Annotated in this window: 13 protein-coding genes; 9 read left to right on the top strand and 4 right to left on the bottom strand. The window is 58.5% G+C overall.

The genetic code is table 11. From position 1 onward, the window contains the following. Window positions 1-46 precede the first annotated feature (46 nt). From yhdP to tldD, 3 genes are read left to right on the top strand one after another with little or no spacing between them, the layout of a single operon-like run. Window positions 47-3,859, top strand: coding sequence for an AsmA2 domain-containing protein YhdP (gene yhdP / locus JK621_RS18810; RefSeq protein WP_212557166.1), 3,813 nt, complete (start codon window positions 47-49; stop codon window positions 3,857-3,859). Next, a complete protein-coding gene (gene nit1, locus JK621_RS18815) occupies window positions 3,856-4,716 on the top strand; it encodes a deaminated glutathione amidase (protein WP_212557167.1) in 861 nt (286 codons plus the stop codon). The genes yhdP and nit1 overlap by 4 nt, the downstream gene beginning before the upstream one ends. Window positions 4,717-4,723: 7 nt before the next feature. Continuing rightward, window positions 4,724-6,169, top strand: a complete 1,446-nt coding sequence (gene tldD / locus JK621_RS18820) for a metalloprotease TldD (RefSeq protein ID WP_212557168.1) — start codon at window positions 4,724-4,726, stop codon at window positions 6,167-6,169. Between the two features lie 62 nt (window positions 6,170-6,231). Here the strand turns inward: tldD and JK621_RS18825 are convergent, their stop codons facing one another. The 3 genes from JK621_RS18825 to aaeR form a co-directional block, all read right to left on the bottom strand. Beyond that, window positions 6,232-7,923, bottom strand: a complete 1,692-nt coding sequence (locus tag JK621_RS18825) for a PglL family O-oligosaccharyltransferase (protein WP_212557169.1) — start codon at window positions 7,921-7,923, stop codon at window positions 6,232-6,234. A 621-nt stretch (window positions 7,924-8,544) separates the two neighbouring features. Beyond that, window positions 8,545-9,486, bottom strand: coding sequence for a nucleoside hydrolase (locus JK621_RS18830; RefSeq protein ID WP_212557170.1), 942 nt, complete (start codon window positions 9,484-9,486; stop codon window positions 8,545-8,547). 147 nt (window positions 9,487-9,633) lie between these two features. Next, window positions 9,634-10,545 carry an HTH-type transcriptional activator AaeR gene (aaeR, locus tag JK621_RS18835; RefSeq protein WP_212557171.1) on the bottom strand — a complete coding sequence of 304 codons (912 nt, stop codon included), beginning with the start codon at window positions 10,543-10,545 and terminating at the stop codon, window positions 9,634-9,636. Between the two features lie 308 nt (window positions 10,546-10,853). Here aaeR and aaeX point away from each other — a divergent pair, with 308 nt between their 5' ends. The 5 genes from aaeX to JK621_RS18860 all read left to right on the top strand — a co-directional run bounded on the left by aaeX (window position 10,854) and on the right by JK621_RS18860 (window position 14,977). Further along, a complete protein-coding gene (aaeX, locus tag JK621_RS18840; protein ID WP_006317505.1) occupies window positions 10,854-11,057 on the top strand; it encodes a p-hydroxybenzoic acid efflux pump operon protein AaeX in 204 nt (67 codons plus the stop codon). A 7-nt stretch (window positions 11,058-11,064) separates the two neighbouring features. After that, on the top strand, window positions 11,065-12,000 hold the full coding sequence (gene aaeA, locus JK621_RS18845) for a p-hydroxybenzoic acid efflux pump subunit AaeA (protein WP_212557172.1): 936 nt from the start codon (window positions 11,065-11,067) through the stop codon (window positions 11,998-12,000). Further along, window positions 12,000-13,967, top strand: coding sequence for a p-hydroxybenzoic acid efflux pump subunit AaeB (aaeB, locus tag JK621_RS18850; protein WP_212557173.1), 1,968 nt, complete (start codon window positions 12,000-12,002; stop codon window positions 13,965-13,967). The genes aaeA and aaeB overlap by 1 nt, the downstream gene beginning before the upstream one ends. Window positions 13,968-14,222: 255 nt before the next feature. Beyond that, window positions 14,223-14,672 carry a ribonuclease gene (locus JK621_RS18855; RefSeq protein WP_004948611.1) on the top strand — a complete coding sequence of 150 codons (450 nt, stop codon included), beginning with the start codon at window positions 14,223-14,225 and terminating at the stop codon, window positions 14,670-14,672. Between the two features lie 5 nt (window positions 14,673-14,677). After that, window positions 14,678-14,977 carry a barstar family protein gene (locus JK621_RS18860; RefSeq protein ID WP_212557174.1) on the top strand — a complete coding sequence of 100 codons (300 nt, stop codon included), beginning with the start codon at window positions 14,678-14,680 and terminating at the stop codon, window positions 14,975-14,977. Window positions 14,978-15,007: 30 nt separating this feature from the next. Here the strand turns inward: JK621_RS18860 and yjgA are convergent, their stop codons facing one another. Continuing rightward, the gene (gene yjgA / locus JK621_RS18865) at window positions 15,008-15,556 is read right to left on the bottom strand and encodes a ribosome biogenesis factor YjgA (RefSeq protein WP_004948607.1); all 549 of its coding nucleotides are present in this window, start codon (window positions 15,554-15,556) and stop codon (window positions 15,008-15,010) included. A gap of 177 nt (window positions 15,557-15,733) precedes the next feature. Here yjgA and pmbA point away from each other — a divergent pair, with 177 nt between their 5' ends. After that, window positions 15,734-17,074 (top strand): metalloprotease PmbA, encoded by a 1,341-nt coding sequence (gene pmbA, locus JK621_RS18870; protein ID WP_126485530.1) that lies wholly within the window; start codon window positions 15,734-15,736, stop codon window positions 17,072-17,074. Window positions 17,075-17,082: the final 8 nt, after the last annotated feature.

Here is a 17,082-nt window from a genome sequence, read left to right on the forward strand (position 1 = left end):
TTCAATAGTAAAGCCGTTGCCAGGCAGCGGAAGTAAGGAGAACTGCGTGAGGCGACTGCCTGGGATTTTGTTAGCAACAGGCGCCACTCTGATTGTTGTTGTGGCGTTACTGGTCAGTGGGCTGCGTCTGGCGCTGCCTGAACTGAACAAGTACCGTCCTCAAGTGCTGGCCAAAGTGTCAAACTTCTCCGGCGTGCCTTTCCAGGTCGATTTCATGCAGGGGAGTTGGGAAACCTTCGGTCCACAGCTTGAAATGCGTAACGTGCGCGCCACGCTACCCAAAAGCAATTTGCACATCGAACGCGTTACGCTGGCGCTGGACGTGTGGCAGTCGCTGCTGCACTGGCGCTGGCAGTTCCGCGATCTCACCTTTTATCAATTCCAGCTCGACATGAATAGCACGCTGGGTGGCGATGACAATAAGGGCAACGCCATCGAGCCGGGCAAAATCAGCGATCTGATGCTGCATCAGCTCGATCATTTTGATCTGCGCGACAGCCGTGTCTCTTTTCTCATGCCTTCCGGCGCACGCGCCGAATTCGAAATCCCGCAGCTCACCTGGCTTAATGGCCGCGATCGCCACCGCGCCGAAGGGCAGCTTAGCCTGTCGACGCTGAATGGCCAGCACGGCGTGGTGCAACTGCGTATGGATCTGCGCGATAACCAGGGATTATTAAATACCGGTACGGTCTATATGCAGGCCGATAATATTGACATGAAGCCGTGGTTTACCCGCTGGCTGCGTGCCAATACCGGCCTGGAGAGCGCGGATTTCAGCCTGGCGGCCTGGCTGCAGATCAAAAACGGCGAAATAGCCGGTGGCAATGCGCTACTGAAACAAGGCGCGGCTAACTGGAGCGTGGGGACCGAACAGCACCGGCTGGATGTGGATAATCTGGCGTTGGCGCTCAGTCGCCAAGGCAACGGCTGGCAAGTTGACGTGCCGCAGCTCAGCGTGCAAACCGACGGCAAGACCTGGCCGCCGGGCCGGCTTTCAGCGCTGTGGCTGCCGGAAAATACCGAATTTATGGGGCCGGGGCAGAACGAAGAATTGCGCGTTCGCGCCACCGGTATTCAGCTTGAGCGGCTGTCGGCGTTGTTGCCCACGTTCTCGTTCCTCAGCCCGGACGTATTGGAGCGCTGGAACGATTTACAGCCACAGGGAAAACTCGATGCGCTGGCGCTCGACATCCCGTTGAAACAACCGGAAAAAACCCGTTTCCAGGCCCGCTGGCAAGATGTCAGTTGGCAGCATTGGAAACTGCTGCCGGGGGTTAATCACTTCTCCGGCGCGCTGAGCGGCGGCGTAGAGAATGGCCGCCTGACGCTGGGTCTCGACAACAGCACCTTACCTTACGGCGACATGTTCCGCGCCCCGTTGGAAGTCAGCAGCGCGCGCGGTGCGCTGACCTGGCTTAACAACGACCAGGGCTGGGAGTTGGCCAGCAAGAACCTGGATGTGAAGGCCAAATCGCTGTGGGTTAACGGCGATTTCCGCTACCGGCAGCCGGCGAAAGGCGACCCCTGGCTGAGTATTTTGGCCGGCATTCGTTTGTATGACGGCGCAGACGCCTGGCGTTACTTCCCCGAACCGCTGATGGGCAAGCACCTGGTGGATTATCTTGGCGGTGCCATTCAGGGCGGCCAGGTGGATAACGCCACGCTGATTTACGCCGGCGATCCGCAGCATTTCCCTTATCGCAAGAACGAAGGGCAGTTCGAAGTGTTCGTGCCGCTGCGTCATTCCACCTTTCAGTTCCAGCCGGGCTGGCCGGCGCTGACCGATCTGGCGATCGATCTCGACTTTGCCAACCAGGGACTGTGGATGAATGCTCCGCAAACCAAATTGGGCAAGGTGGACGGCAAGAATATTACGGCGGTCATCCCTGACTACCTGAAAGAACGCTTGCTGATTGACGCCGACGTGGCGGGCGAAGGCGCAGAGATCCATAACTATTTCAACCAGACCCCGCTGCATGATTCGCTCGGTTCGGCCCTGGATGAGCTGCAGATTGGCGGTAATGTCAGTGGGCGCTTACATCTCGATATCCCCTTGAACGGCGAGCAGGTGCGTGCGCAGGGTGAGGTCGCGTTGAACAACAATTCGCTGCTGGTTAAGCCGATTGAAAGCGAACTGAAACAGGTCAGCGGCAAATTCCGCTTCGATAACGGCACACTGACAAGCGACACGCTGTCGGCTAACTGGTTCGGGCAGCCGGTAGCGGTGAATTTCACCACTCAAGAGGGCAAAAGCGACTATAAGGTCAACGTTGGTCTGAAAGCTGACTGGTTGCCGGCTAAATTCCCCGGCATACCGCAGGAAGTGAGTGATGCGCTGAGCGGCAGCGCGCCCTGGCAGAGCCAGATTGCGATCGTCCTGCCACACCAGGGCGCGGCCAGCTATGACATTGGCCTCAATGCCGACCTCAGAAAAGTAAGCAGTCACTTACCTCCACCGCTGGATAAACCGGCGGGTGGGCCCTTGCCGTTGAGCGTTAAGGTGAAGGGGGGACTGAATGGCTTCATGCTGACCGGCAGCGCAGGCAAGCAGAACCGGTTCAACAGCGAATGGCTCTTTGCCAAAAAGCAGGTGACGCTGGCGCGCGCCGCATGGCAAACCGATGCCGGCGCTACGCCGCCGTTGCCGGGTAGCCCCTCGTTGACGCTGAACCTGCCGCCGCTGGACGGTGAGAAATGGCTGGCGCTGTTGGCGCCGGCGCTAAAACAAGGCGGTAGCTCAGGCCAGGTGGGCGGTTTTAATTTCCCGACCACCGTGGCGCTGAAAACGCCGCAATTGATGCTGGGCGGTCAGGCATGGCATAAGCTGCAACTGACGGCGGAGAAACAGCTGGGTAGCACGCTGGTCAGCGCCAAAGGCGATGAAGTTGACGGCAGCCTGCGGGTCGCGGATCGCGGACCATGGCGTGCGGACATCAACTACCTCTATTACAACCCGCAGTTCAGCGCGGACAAGAGCGCCCCGGCGGCGACCAACCCGTTGGCCGTTGCGGATAAAGTCTCCTTCAGTGACTGGCCTTCGCTGATGCTGCGCTGCAAGGCGTGCTGGGTGATGGGGCAGAATCTCGGTAAGGTCGAAGCCGATCTGACCAATCAGGGGGATACCCTTCTGCTTACGCATGGCTTGATCGACACCGGCAAAGGGCGCATGACCGCCAGCGGCCTGTGGAAGCAGAACGCGCAGGAAGAGCGCAGTTCGCTGAAAGGCAAGTTGCTGGGCGGCAAAATCGATGAAACCGCCGCCTTCTTCGGTATCACCACCCCGCTGAAAGGAGCGCCTTACGATGTCGATTTCGACCTGTACTGGCGCGGCCAACCGTGGAAACCGCAGATGGATACCCTCAGCGGCGCGCTGAAAGTCAATATGGGCAAGGGCGAGATCGACAGCATCGGCGGCGGCCGTGCAGGCCAGCTGTTGCGTTTGGTGAGTTTCGACGCCCTGTTACGCAAGCTGCAGTTTGATTTCAGTGATACCTTCGGTAAGGGCTTCTACTTTGATTCCATCCGCAGCACCGCGTGGATGAAAGATGGCATAATGCATACCGACAATCTTTTGGTTGACGGGCTGGCGGCAGACATCGCCATGAATGGCCAGATTGATCTGGCGCGTCGGCAGATTGATATGGAAGCGGTGGTGGCACCGGAGATCTCAGCCACGGTCGGCGTGGCGACGGCGTTCGTGATCAATCCGATCGTCGGTGCGGCGGTGTTTGCCGCCTCCAAAGTGTTGGCGCCGTTGTGGAACAAGATCTCGCTGATTCGCTATCACATCAGCGGCAGCCTGGATCAGCCGAAAATTAACGAGGTGTTGCGTAAGCCAAAGGAGAATAAGGCGTCATGAGAAATGCTAACGTTGCGTTGTTACAGTTGTGCAGTGGCGATCGGGTACGCGATAACCTGGCCCAGATTGAACAGCAGATCAAGCAGCTCAATGCCGGGGTAAAACTGGTCATGACGCCGGAGAACGCGCTGCTGTTCGCCAACTCTGCCGCTTATCGCCAGCATGCGGAAGCGCAGGGCGATGGTCCGCTGCAGCAGGCGGTGCGTGAGCTGGCGCGGCGCTATGGCGTATGGTTGCTGGTAGGCTCTATGCCGTTGATCAGCCGCGAGAACCCGGAGCTTATCACCACCAGCAGCCTGCTGTTTGATGACCAGGGTGAAATCCGGGCGCGCTACGACAAGCTGCATATGTTCGACGTGGACATTAACGACTCCCACGGCCATTATCGGGAATCGGACACTTACCAACATGGCCAGCAGTTGACCGTGGTGGATACGCCAGTCGGCCGTCTTGGCATGACCATATGTTACGATCTGCGCTTCCCGGCGCTGTATCAGGCGTTGCGCGCTCAGGGCGCAGAGCTGATTTCCGTACCGGCCGCCTTTACCCGGGTGACCGGCGAGGCGCATTGGGAAATCCTGCTGCGCGCAAGGGCGATTGAAAACCAGTGCGTGATCCTGGCGCCGGCGCAGGTGGGTAGCCACGGCCCCACCCGCCGCACCTGGGGCTATTCGCTGGCGGTGGACGGCTGGGGCAAGGTGCTGGCCGAAAACCCGGATGCGGTTTCGGCGTTGAAAGTACGGGTCGACACGGCCGGCCTCAACACCATTCGCGCGCAAATGCCGGTATTGCAACACAACAGATTCCAGACGTCGCTGACGGCGCCGTTTGAAAAAACCTCCTCCAATAAAGAGTGAAAAAATTATGAGCCTGACGTTTGTCAGTGAGCAGTTACTTGCTGCGAATAAGTTGAGCCACCAGGACTTGTTCTCTGTCTTGGGGCAACTGGCCGAACGCCGCCTCGATTACGCCGATCTCTATTTTCAGTCCAGCTACCACGAAGCCTGGGTGATTGAAGACAGCATCATCAAGGATGGTTCTTATAATATCGACCAGGGCGTTGGCGTGCGCGCCGTCAGCGGCGAGAAAACCGGTTTCGCCTATGCCGATCAGATAACCCTGAACGCCCTGCATCAAAGCGCCCAGGCGGCGCGCAGCATCGTGCGCGACAGCGGTGACGGCCGGGCGCATACGCTGGGTGAAATCAGCCATAAGGCGCTGTATCCGCTGCTCGACCCGCTGCAAAGCCTGCCGCGCGAAGAGAAAATTGCCCTGCTGCACCGCGTCGATAAGGTTGCCCGTGCGGCCGATAAGCGGGTGCAGGAGGTGAGCGCCAGCATCACCGGCGTGTATGAGCAAATCCTGGTGGCTGCGACCGACGGCACCCTGGCGGCGGACGTCCGCCCGCTGGTGCGTCTTTCCGTCAGCGTGCTGGTGGAAGAGGACGGCAAGCGTGAACGCGGCTCCAGCGGCGGCGGCGGCCGTTTCGGTTATGACTACTTCCTGGAAATCGCCGATGGCGAAGTCCGCGCGGACGCCTACGCCAAAGAGGCGGTGCGCATGGCGTTGATCAACCTTTCCGCCGTAGCGGCCCCGGCCGGCAATATGCCTGTGGTGCTGGGCGCCGGCTGGCCGGGCGTGCTGCTGCACGAAGCGGTAGGTCACGGCCTGGAAGGCGATTTCAACCGTCGCGGCACCTCGGTGTTCAGCGGCCAGATGGGCCAACTGGTGGCTTCCGAGCTTTGCACCGTGGTGGATGACGGCACCCTGCAGGGGCGCCGCGGTTCGTTGGCCATCGATGATGAAGGCGTGCCGGGCCAGTACAATGTGCTGATCGAAAACGGTATCCTGAAAGGCTACATGCAGGACAAGCTGAATGCGCGCCTGATGGGCGTTGCGCCGACCGGCAACGGCCGCCGCGAGTCCTATGCGCATCTGCCGATGCCGCGCATGACCAACACTTACATGCTGGCGGGCAAGTCCACGCCGGAAGAGATCATCGCCAGCGTGGAGTACGGCCTGTATGCGCCGAACTTTGGCGGCGGCCAGGTGGACATCACCTCCGGCAAGTTTGTGTTCTCCACCACCGAAGCCTATCTGATCGAAAAAGGCCGCATCACCAAGCCGGTGAAGGGCGCGACGTTGATCGGTTCCGGCATCGAGGCGATGCAGCAGATTTCGATGGTCGGCAACGATCTGGCGCTGGATAAAGGCGTAGGTGTTTGCGGCAAAGAAGGGCAAAGCCTGCCGGTGGGCGTCGGCCAACCGACCCTGAAACTGGATATGCTGACCGTAGGCGGTACCGCCTAGTCCTTTTCCGGGGCCGGTTCACGGCCCCGGATACTCCAGGTCAGTTGCGCGAGTGGATGTTCCTACCTGAAACGCGGATCTTGCGGAAAGAAAAATGCGGCTTCGTGCCGGCGGGCGTCGGCTTGCGTATTTGCGCCCTGATGGCGCAATATCATAATGAGCGTGGCGTAGACGTTGGCGTCAATGCGTCGCTGCAGATAAGCGTCCGCCCACTGCCGGTAATGTGTCAGCAATTCCTCATCCTGAGTCTGGTTATAAACCAGCAGCGCGTGCGACTGTTCGTCAAATGCCTTGCGTTCCCGGTGGATCCAGGCGGCCGGTTCGGGCATGGTTTCAATACTGTCGATATTGACCAGCATGGTGCGCTCCGATCGGGTTAACGCCTGGCCGCCGATCCAGGCGAAGCTCAGCATCACCAGCGCACCGGCAGCTAAAATGGCAACCGGGACGCCCAGCGCTTTGGCGGCCGGCAGCGGGCGCCGTACGTCGGTTTGACCGTCCAGCAACGCCAGCAGCAGCAGGAATACCAGCCAGTGGGGAGCGGACAGATAAAAAGGATATTCCAGCTGGGTGTGAAGCAGCATCGGCAACAGCACCAAGAATAGCCCGATCCTGTCACCGGCCGGCTCGAGAAGGTCCCTGCGCCAGGCCTGGCGCAACAGCCGCGCGCCGGCTGCCAGGATCAGACCAATGCCCGCCAGCGCGATCAGGCCGCCCTCGACCCACCACAGTAAAATTTCATTATGCGGGTGGCTGGCGACTTCCGATATCCGGCGCCAGGGCATTTCATTCAGACGAAAATGCAGGAGGCTGTATTCAAAACCGCCATAGCCCCAACCCGACAGTGGCTTGGCCAAAATCATGGCGCCTGTGTCGCGCAACATGCTCAGTCGTGCGCCGTTGGAATGGCTGCGGCTGAGCAACCCCATTTTTTCGCTGAGACCGAAACCGGTCAACATCACGACGAGGCCGATGGCAACGCCCAGAAATATCGCGCCACAGGTCAGGCGGGTATACTCGGGCCGGTAGCGTCCAAAGCGCCACAGCAGCAATGCCGCCGCCAATGCGCCGCCCAGCCATCCGGCGCGCGATTGGATCAGCACCAGCAATGCGGAAAGCCCCATTATCAGCGCCAGCAGCAGTGCCCGCCGCCGGCGTTCGCCCCCCGCTAATGCATAGGTCGGCGACAGCAACAACAACAACGCCAGCGCCAACCCGGTGGCGATAAAGCTGGCCAACACGTTCGGCTGCTGAAAGATGCCGTATACCCGGCTGCCATTGGGCGGGACCCAGGCAAACTCCGGGGCAAACAGCTGCAGGAACGCCAGCAGCGCCTGTATGGCGACGGCGCAAACTAGCCCATACAGCAGCAGTGAGCGCTGGCGGGAGGTCAGCCTGAGCTGCAGGCAGGCCAGGTAGAATAGCCAGCCGCCCAGCAACCCGGCGCAGCGCCATAAGGCGGCCTCACGCCACTGCGGCTGGGTGTAGATCAGCGGTAACGCCAGCACCATAATGCTGATGAACAGCAGGCGTGCCGTTGGGGTGGTAGCGATATGCCTGCGCCCGGCGCAGAGGCTCAGGAAAACCATCAGCGTCAGCAGCGCCATCGTGCCCCATGCGAAGATATTCTGTGGCAACGCCAGGCCGACACCGCCCATATTGGGCTGATAGAGCGGTAAGATGGCCAGCATCCAGGCCAGAAGCAGGGCCAACGCGCCAGCCCCCAGCGTCGACAAAGCGAATTTTCTGGTCATACGGCAAACTGCCGTGTGAAAGCGTATTTTGCTGCGAACATATTATGACTATTTCCGTCGTTTTATTCTGGTTTTAAATCAGGTGTTTTAGAGTATTAATATCGCCAGGTATTGTTGGTGAAGGTGGCTTATTTAGGTGTTAATGCCCAGGGGATTTATCGTGATATACCGGAATATTCAGCGTAAAAATAGCCTGCTGGCGTCGGTGGCGATTATTTATCCCAAGGGGGTTATTTTCGCAAACTGATTATGTCGCGGTCAACTGATTACTATTTTTTGATTAAATTGTATTTAAATCAATTATTTATTTTTGTTTTTATGTTCAGCAAGCCAAAAGGTCATGCACCATCAATGGGCATGGAAGTGAGCGTTGAGCGATTATCGTTAAGATTTTTCTTGGTAAACGACAGGCGGGCATGCGGCTAAAAATATTATTTATTATTTCTGTTGTCTAATTCTTATGGAAATAATTATTTTTAACTTCAATTATAATGTGTTTTATTAAGATTTTTCTTTGTCTTTTTTTCTTATTTTCCGGCAAAAGACTTCGGTGAATTAAATACCGACAGATGCTTGTTCCGGCTAGCATGCCCTTTCGGCCCGCCAGCCGGTTAACGGCTGTCAGTTCACCTCCCCAATCCTCTCCAGCGCATCCACCACCAAATCCCAGAACCTGTCTTGATCCAGCGTTACCGCTACCTGCGTATGGCAGTCCGGCGGTGGCGGGGCGCGAAAATCGGCTACCGTCATGCCCAGCGTCAGGGTACCGGTCAGCTCGATATCCACCGGCACCTTGCGCACCGTCATCACTTCAGGGTCGATCACGTAGGCCACCGCGCAAGGGTCATGTACCGGCGGTGCGCTGAAGCCCTGCGCCTGCCGGTACATCTGGCCAAAGAATTCGAGCAGTTCGCCGACGAAATGCGCCGGCCCGGTGCCGATGGCGGCAATGCGTTCGCACACCTCCGGCGTAGCGATTGCCTGATGGGTCAAGTCCAGCCCGACCATGGTCAGCGGCCACTTTTCATTAAATACGATGTGCGCCGCTTCGGGGTCGATCTTGATATTGAATTCCGCCACCGCGCTCCAGTTGCCCACGTGATAGCCACCGCCCATCAGCACCACTTCCTTTACCCGCTCGGCGATGCGCGGTTCTTTACGCACCGCCATGGCAATGTTGGTCAGGCCACCGGTCGGCACCAGCGTCACGCTGCCCGGCGGATGCGCCATCACCGTATCTATGATCACGTCCACCGCATGGCGCGGCTCCAGCGTCAGGGTCGGCTCCGGCAGCGCCGGGCCGTCAAGGCCGGATTCACCGTGAATGTCGGGTGCTACCTCAATCTGCCGCACCAGCGGGCGCGGGCAGCCTGCGGCAAAGGGAACGCCGGTGATATTGGCGATACGCGCGACGGCCAGCGCGTTGCGGGTGACCTTATCCAGCGTCTGGTTGCCGACCACGGTGGTGACCGCCAGCAGTTCGATCTGCGGGTTGCCCCAGGCCAGCAGCAAGGCAATGGCGTCGTCATGCCCAGGGTCGCAATCCAGTATGATTTTTTTCATTTTTATTCCTGATGCAGGGGAGAGGTTTGCGCAGCATAACGCACCGCGGAGCGACGGAGTAATGCCGATGGTGCTTTTGCTAACGGCATCAAAGCCTTGCCAATGTTGCGGTGTCATTGAACGTAAATCCGCCGCGCCGTTTTCTGCTCAGCGGTAGCCCTGATAGACTTCCGCCACGCGCTTGAAATATTCGGTCAGGTAGTTGATGCATACCTGTACCTTAAGCGGCAGCTTGTCTTTCTCGGTGTACAGGGCGTACACCGGGCGAGGATCCGAATGATAGCTTTTGAACAGGATCTCGATCTCACCGCGTTTGATCTCTTCGATCACCCACATTAACGGTGCGTAGGCGATGCCGGCCCCGGCTTTCAACCAGCGGATCATGGTTTGCGAATCGTTGGTGACAAAGCGCCCTTGCGGCGAGATGCGCGTAGTGATGCCTTCCGGTGCTATCAGTTCAAATTCGCTGTCCGGCCGCACGCTGTATTCCAGCCAGGAAAAGTTGACCATGTCGCTGGGTTTCTGCGGCGTGCCGTGCTGGCTGAGGTAACTTTTAGCGGCGCATATCACCATCGGCATTGAACCGAGGCGTTTGGAGAACAGGCTGGAGTCTTGCAGTGCGCCGGTGCGGATCACCACGTCCAGCCCGTCGGCAATCAGGTCCGGCGCCGGAATGCCGGTCACCAGGTTCACCGTCAGGCCCGGATATTCCTTCAGCATATCGGCGGTCATGGTCGCCAGCACGTTTTGCGCCATGGTGGACGAACTGCCGATACGCAGCGTGCCGGTCGGCGTATTGTTAAACGCGTACAGCTGTTCGTGCACCTCGCTCACTTCCTGCAGCATGCGGCGGCAACCCTGATAGTAGATTTTCCCGGCTTCCGTCAGGCCAATGCGGCGCGTGCTGCGGTTGAGCAACTTGACCTGCAGCTCATTCTCCAGTTTGGAGACGGTCTGGCTGATAGACGAAACGCTCATATCAAGCTGGCGCGCAGCCGCCGTAAACGACCCGCATTCAACGACTTTAGCGAATATCGTCATCCGTTTTAGTCTTTCCATTATTCACTCTGGCTTAAAAGTGATTTAGATCACAGATTGTTGATGAGTTGATAGTAAGCACGCTAATATAAACCGGTCGGGTGGAAAGACCTTACCAATGCGCGAGCGCGATCGGCAGAGCAGCCTTGGTCGATCCCTCCGGTATCCTCGCAATCCCTATCGCGGACGTATGCCCCTGAGTTTATCCTTTTTTCAGGTTCCTGACCTGTCTGGGCCTAAATTTGTGGTGCGCGTCAGCTAACATGTAAAGAGAATGTGAATGAGAAGAAAGGGTAACACCCGGCGCAGTGAACAATAAGGAAAAATGGATGAGTTTGCTTCCGGTTATGGTCATCTTTGGACTGTCGTTTCCCCCGGTATTCTTTGAGTTGCTGGTATCGCTGGCGCTGTTTTTTTTGCTGCGTCGCCTGCTGCAACCCACCGGGCTTTACGATTTTGTCTGGCATCCGGCGCTGTTTAATACCGCGCTGTATTGCTGTCTGTTCTATCTGATTTCACGTCTTTTCGTTTGAGGTCGCTGTGAAAAATTTCTCAATAAAAATAGTTCGAATCGCGATCACTTTGTTTCTGGTCCTGTTAGCGATCGTCGCCGTATTCAAAGCCTGGGTGTTCTACACCGAATCCCCCTGGACGCGTGACGCCAAGTTTACCGCCGACGTCGTGGCGATAGCGCCGGACGTCACCGGTTTGCTGACCGACGTGCCGGTGGTGGATAACCAACTGGTGAAAAAAGGCCAGGTGCTATTCGTTATCGACCGGCCGCGCTATGAGCAGGCCTTGGCGGAAGCCAGCGCCGATGTGGCCTATTACCAGACGCTGGCGGCGGAGAAAAAACGTGAAGCCGGCCGCCGCGTGCGTTTGGGCGTGCAGGCGATGTCGCAAGAAGAGATTGACCAGGCGAACAACGTGCTGCAAACCGTGCAGCATCAGTTGGCGAAAGCCGTGGCGACCCGCGAGTTGGCGCAGCTGGATCTGGATCGCACCACGGTGCGCGCGCCGGCTGACGGCTGGGTCACCAACCTGAACGTCCACAGCGGCGAATACATCACCCGCGGCTCGGTCGCCGTGGCGCTGGTGAAGAAAAACACCTTCTACATTCTGGCCTATCTGGAAGAAACCAAGCTGAATGGCCTGAACAAGGGCGACCGTGTGGAAATCACCCCACTGGGCAGCAACCGCATCATGCACGGCACCGTCGATAGCCTGGCCGCCGCCGTTAACAACAGCAGCAGCACCGTAAACAGCAAAGGGTTGGCGTCTATCGACAGCAACCTGGAGTGGGTGCGCCTGGCGCAGCGCGTGCCGGTTAAAATCCTGCTGGACGACAAAGACCAGTTGCATCCGTACCCGGCCGGCACCACCGCGACCGTGGTGATCACCGGCAAGAACGATCGCAAGACCGACAGCGGCTCGCCTTTTGTTCGCCTGATGCATCGGCTACGTGAGTTTGGCTAATGAATAGCCCAACGTTTATTCGGCTGAGATTTGCTTTCAAACTCAGCTTCGCGATTGTGTTTGCCCTGTTTGTCGGTTTTCATCTCAATTTGGAAACCCCGCGCTGGTCGGCGATGACCGCCGCCATCGTGGCCGCCGGCCCGGCCTTTGCGGCGGGCGGCGAGCCGTTCTCCGGCGCTATTCGCCACCGCGGCTGGTTGCGTATTATCGGTACTTTTATCGGCTGTTTCGTCGGCCTGGTGATTATCATCACCACTGCGCGTGCGCCGGTAGTGATGCTGCTGTTGTGCTGCATGTGGGCCGGGTTTTGTACCTGGCTCTCTTCGCTGATCAAGGTTGAAAACTCCTACGCCTGGGGGCTTGCCGGCTATACCGCGCTGATCATCATCGTCACTGTCGCCACCAGCGAAGCCCATCTGCTGGAGGCGCCGCAGTTCGCCATCGAACGCTGCAGCGAGATTGTGTTGGGGATCGTCAGCGCGGTGCTGGCGGATCTACTGTTCTCGCCGCGTTCGATCAAACTGGATATCGACCGGGCGGTAGACAAGCTGCTGGTGGATCAGTATCTGCTGATGCAGATGTGCGTCAGTAACGCCGAAAAAGAAGACATTGACCGCGCCTGGAGCAATCTGGTCAAAAGCACGACCGCGCTGAACGGCATGCGCAGCAACCTGATGATGGAGTCATCGCGCTGGCAGAAGGTCAACCGGCGCGTTCGGGCGCTGCATACCCTGTCGCTGACGCTGATTACCCAGGCTTGCGAGACCTATCTTATCCTGCTGAATCACCCGGATGCGGTGAAGGACAATATCCGCGAACTGCTGATGGTGCCGGCGGAAACGCCGCAGGAGATCCACAAGCGCATGAAGCTGCTGCGCCAGGTGCTGACCACCAACCGCACCGACGAGACGCTGCTGACCATCACCAGTTGGGTCGGCGCGGCCACGCGTTACCTGCTGTTGGCCAAAGGCGTGCATACCAACAGCAGCATCAGCGCAGTGGAAGAAGACGTGCTGAGCAGTGAAGTGGTGGTCAAACCGACCTCGGCGGAAGGGCATCACGCCATGATTAACGGCCTGCGCACCTTTGTGGCGACGGCGTTTGGCAGCCTGTTGTGGCTGTGGACCGGCTGGACTTCCGGCAGCGGTTTTATGGTGATCATCGCGGTGATCACGTCGCTGGCGATGCGCACCCCGGCACCGCGCATGGTGGCGATGGACTTTGTGCTGGGTATGCTGGCGGCGATCCCGGTCGGTTCGCTGTTCTTTATGGTGATCCTGCCGGCGACCCAGCAGAGCATTTTATTGCTGTGCCTCAGCCTTGGCCTGCTGGCGTTTTTCATCGGCATCGAGGTGCAAAAGCGGCGGCTGGGTTCGCTCGGCCTGCTGGCGGGGACCATCAATATTCTGGTATTGAGCAACCCGATGACCTTTAACGTCACCCAGTTCCTCGATGGCGCGCTCGGCCAGTTCCTCGGCAGCTGTGTGGGGCTGATGGTGCTGCTCTTGATCCGTGACAACTCGCGTGAGCGCACCGGCCGCACGCTGCTGAACCAGTTTGTCGGCAGCGCGGTCTCGGCGCTGACTACCAAGGCGTCGCGCCGTCGGCAGAACCATCTGCCGGCGCTTTATCAGCAGCTTAATCAGCTATTGATGATGTTCCCGAACGATATCGCCAAGTACCGGCTGGCGCTGAACCTGATCATCGCCCACCAGCGCATGCAGCGGGCGGAGATCCCGGCCAGCGAAGAGCTTTCGGCCTTCCATAAGCAGATCCGCAATACTGCCGACCACGTGGTTTCGGCCAAGAATGACGTGAAACGCGCCTATTATTACGATCGCCTGCTGAGCGAGATGAACGACTATCAGCAGAAGCTGGTGGACTATCAGGCACCGCTCAGCGTCACCGGCCCGGTAAAACGCCTGGCCGACATGCTGCACCGCTATCGCCACGCGTTGATCGACTGAGGCGCCAAGGGCACCCTGATACCGCTATCCAGGGCTATACTTGCCTGATATGGCCTTGTTTCGGAGTTGCACTGAGTGCCAGGCAGACGGGAAAATGGCATGATAAGCATGAATGGGTGATGCGGATTGTTGAGGCATGGGTTCCCTGAAGTGAAAATGTTACCTGCCGGTCATCTCTGATTCATTTTTTTCATCTATAAATCCAACGGGCATGGGTGCTGATGCACCCCTGTCGGCACTCAGTCAGGGACAGTAATGAACAAGCGGATCCTCGTGGCGATCGTCATCGCCGTTGTGATAGCCGGTTTTAGCGCTTTGCGCGGTAACGATCGGGTGATTGCCAATGTGCCTGCGGTGGCCGAAGGCCAGAGCATTGACCAACTGACGCAGCAAAAAAGGGTGGTGAGCTACCTGCAGCAGCATCAGCGGCTGCCGGACTATTACATCACCAAAAAGCAGGCGCGTGAGCAGGGGTGGGATGCGCGCAACGGCAACCTGTGTTCGGTTCTGCCGGGCAAAGCGATTGGCGGCGATCGTTTCTCAAACCGTGAAGGGCAACTGCCCACCGCCCGCAGCCGGGTATGGCGTGAGGCGGACATCAATTATCAATGCGGCCGGCGCGGGGCCGATCGCCTGTTGTATTCCAGCGACGGCCTGATTTTTGTCACGCGTGACCATTATAAAAACTTCATTCGGGTGGAGTGAGTTTGATGGCAAAAGTAGAGTTCGATTTTAGTCAGATCAAAGATTTGCCGGCGTTCTATCGCGATTTTGCGCATAAGTTCGCGCTCGGTGAAGCGTTCGGCGCCAACCTGGACGCGCTGTGGGACGTGGTGACCGTCGATATCGGATTACCGGTCGAGATTGAGTTCACCCACCTCGACGCCCGCAGCAAACGCCGCTTCGGCGCGATTATCCTGCTGTTTGAAGAGGCGGAGGAAGAGCTGGAAGGCAGCCTGCGTTTCAATATCCGTGAAAGCAGCGGTGAACCTGCACATCACCGGGGATGAAACGGGTTCATCCCATGGTGACGGCGACGATCATTCGGCGGTTTCGGCCAGATCGCGCAGGTACTGGAAGATTTGACGGTAGGCTTTCGGCGGCTTGTTAGCGGCCTTCTCTTTCTGCGCGTTACGCACCAGTGCGCGCAACTGCTGGCGATCGGCTTCCGGGTACAGGGCCAGGATAGACGGGATCGCGTCATCGCCTTCTTCCACCAGACGGTCACGCAGCGCTTCCAGCTTGTGGAACAGCGAAACCTGCTGGTTGTGACGGTTCTTCAGCTTGTCGAGCGCGGTTTGAATCGGCTCTACGTCGCGGGCGCGCAGCATCTTGCCAATCAGTTGCAACTGACGGCGGCGGCCTTCTTTCTTGATCTTCTGCGCCAGTTCAATGGCGGCGCGCAAATCTTCGTCCAGCGGGATGCGTTCCAGCGCGTTCTTACCCAGTTCGACCAGTTCGGTCCCCAGGTCTTTCAGTGCTTCGGCATCACGTTTAATTTCACTTTTACTGACCCAGATAATCTCGTCATCGTCCTCGTCTTTGTTCTCCGGGACATCGTCGAGCCAGTCTTCAGGCTGTTTGTTCATGGTAGGCTCCGATAAAAAGAGGCTAATCCTAACAGGTTGCCGGCTTTATGCGAAATTCCACGCGGTTCCTGTTAGACTCAAAAGCATAAATCACATGATTTTTGCGCGTGACTCCGCGCGCAACCACGCCGCCACGGCACTTTTCTCAACGATTTTCTGATTAATTATGGCAGATTGATGAAAGTAGTCACTCAAGTTGCAGAACAGCGCAAGGCGCTGGAACAGGCCGTTTCACAGGCTCTGGAGCTGGCGCGCGCCGGTTCCGATGCGGCAGAAGTTGCCGTAACCAAATCTACCGGTATCAGCGTCAGCACCCGCTTTGGCGAGGTGGAAAACGTCGAGTTCAACAGCGATGGCGCGTTGGGCATTACCGTGTACCACCAGCAGCGTAAAGGCAGCGCATCGTCCACCGATCTCAGCCCGGACGCCATTGCCCGCACCGTGCAGGCTGCGCTGGATATCGCCCGGTATACTTCTGCGGATCCGAACGCCGGCCCGGCGGAAAAAGACCTGCTGGCGTTTGAGGCGCCGGATCTGGATCTGTTCCACCCGGCGGAGCTGGACGCGGAGCGCGGCATCGAGCTGGCTGCCCGTGCCGAGCAGGCATCGCTGGCGGCGGACAAACGCATCACCAATACCGAAGGCGGCAGCTTTAACAGCCACTACGGCATCAAGGTATTCGGCAACAGCCACGGTATGTTGCAAAGCTATTGCTCAAGCCGTCACTCACTGTCGAGCTGCGTGATCGCCGAACACAATGGCGATATGGAGCGTGATTACGCCTATACCATTGGCCGCGCCATGGGCGATTTGGCCAGCCCTGAATGGGTGGGCGAGGAGTGCGCCCGCCGCACGCTGTCGCGTCTGGGGCCACGCAAGTTGTCAACCATGACCGCACCGGTGCTGTTCGCCTCTGAAGTGGCGACCGGTCTGTTCGGGCACCTGGTTGGCGCCATCAGCGGCAGCAGCGTCTACCGTAAATCCACCTTCCTGTTGGACTCGCTGGGCAAGCAGATCCTGCCGGACTGGCTGACCATCGAAGAGCATCCGCACCTGCTGAAAGGGCTGGCTTCCACGCCGTTCGACAGCGAAGGCGTACGTACCCAGCGGCGTGACATTGTCAAAGACGGCGTGCTGCAAACCTGGCTGCTGACCAGCTACTCGGCGCGCAAGCTGGGCATGCACAGCACCGGCCATGCCGGCGGTATCCACAACTGGCGCATTGCCGGGCAGGGCCATGACTTTGCCGGCATGCTGAAGCAACTGGGTACCGGCCTGGTCGTGACTGAGTTGATGGGCCAGGGCGTTAGCGGCATCACCGGCGACTACTCGCGCGGCGCCGCCGGCTTCTGGGTAGAAAATGGCGAGATCCAGTATCCGGTCAGCGAGATCACCATCGCCGGCAACCTGAAAGACATGCTGCGCAACATCGTCAGCGTGGGCAGCGATATCGAAACCCGCAGCAATATCCAGTGCGGTTCCGTACTGCTGCCGGACATGAAAATCGCCGGCCAGTAATACCGGCC

This window comes from Serratia plymuthica (genome assembly GCF_018336935.1).
GTDB classification, from domain to species: Bacteria; Pseudomonadota; Gammaproteobacteria; order Enterobacterales; family Enterobacteriaceae; genus Serratia; species Serratia plymuthica_B.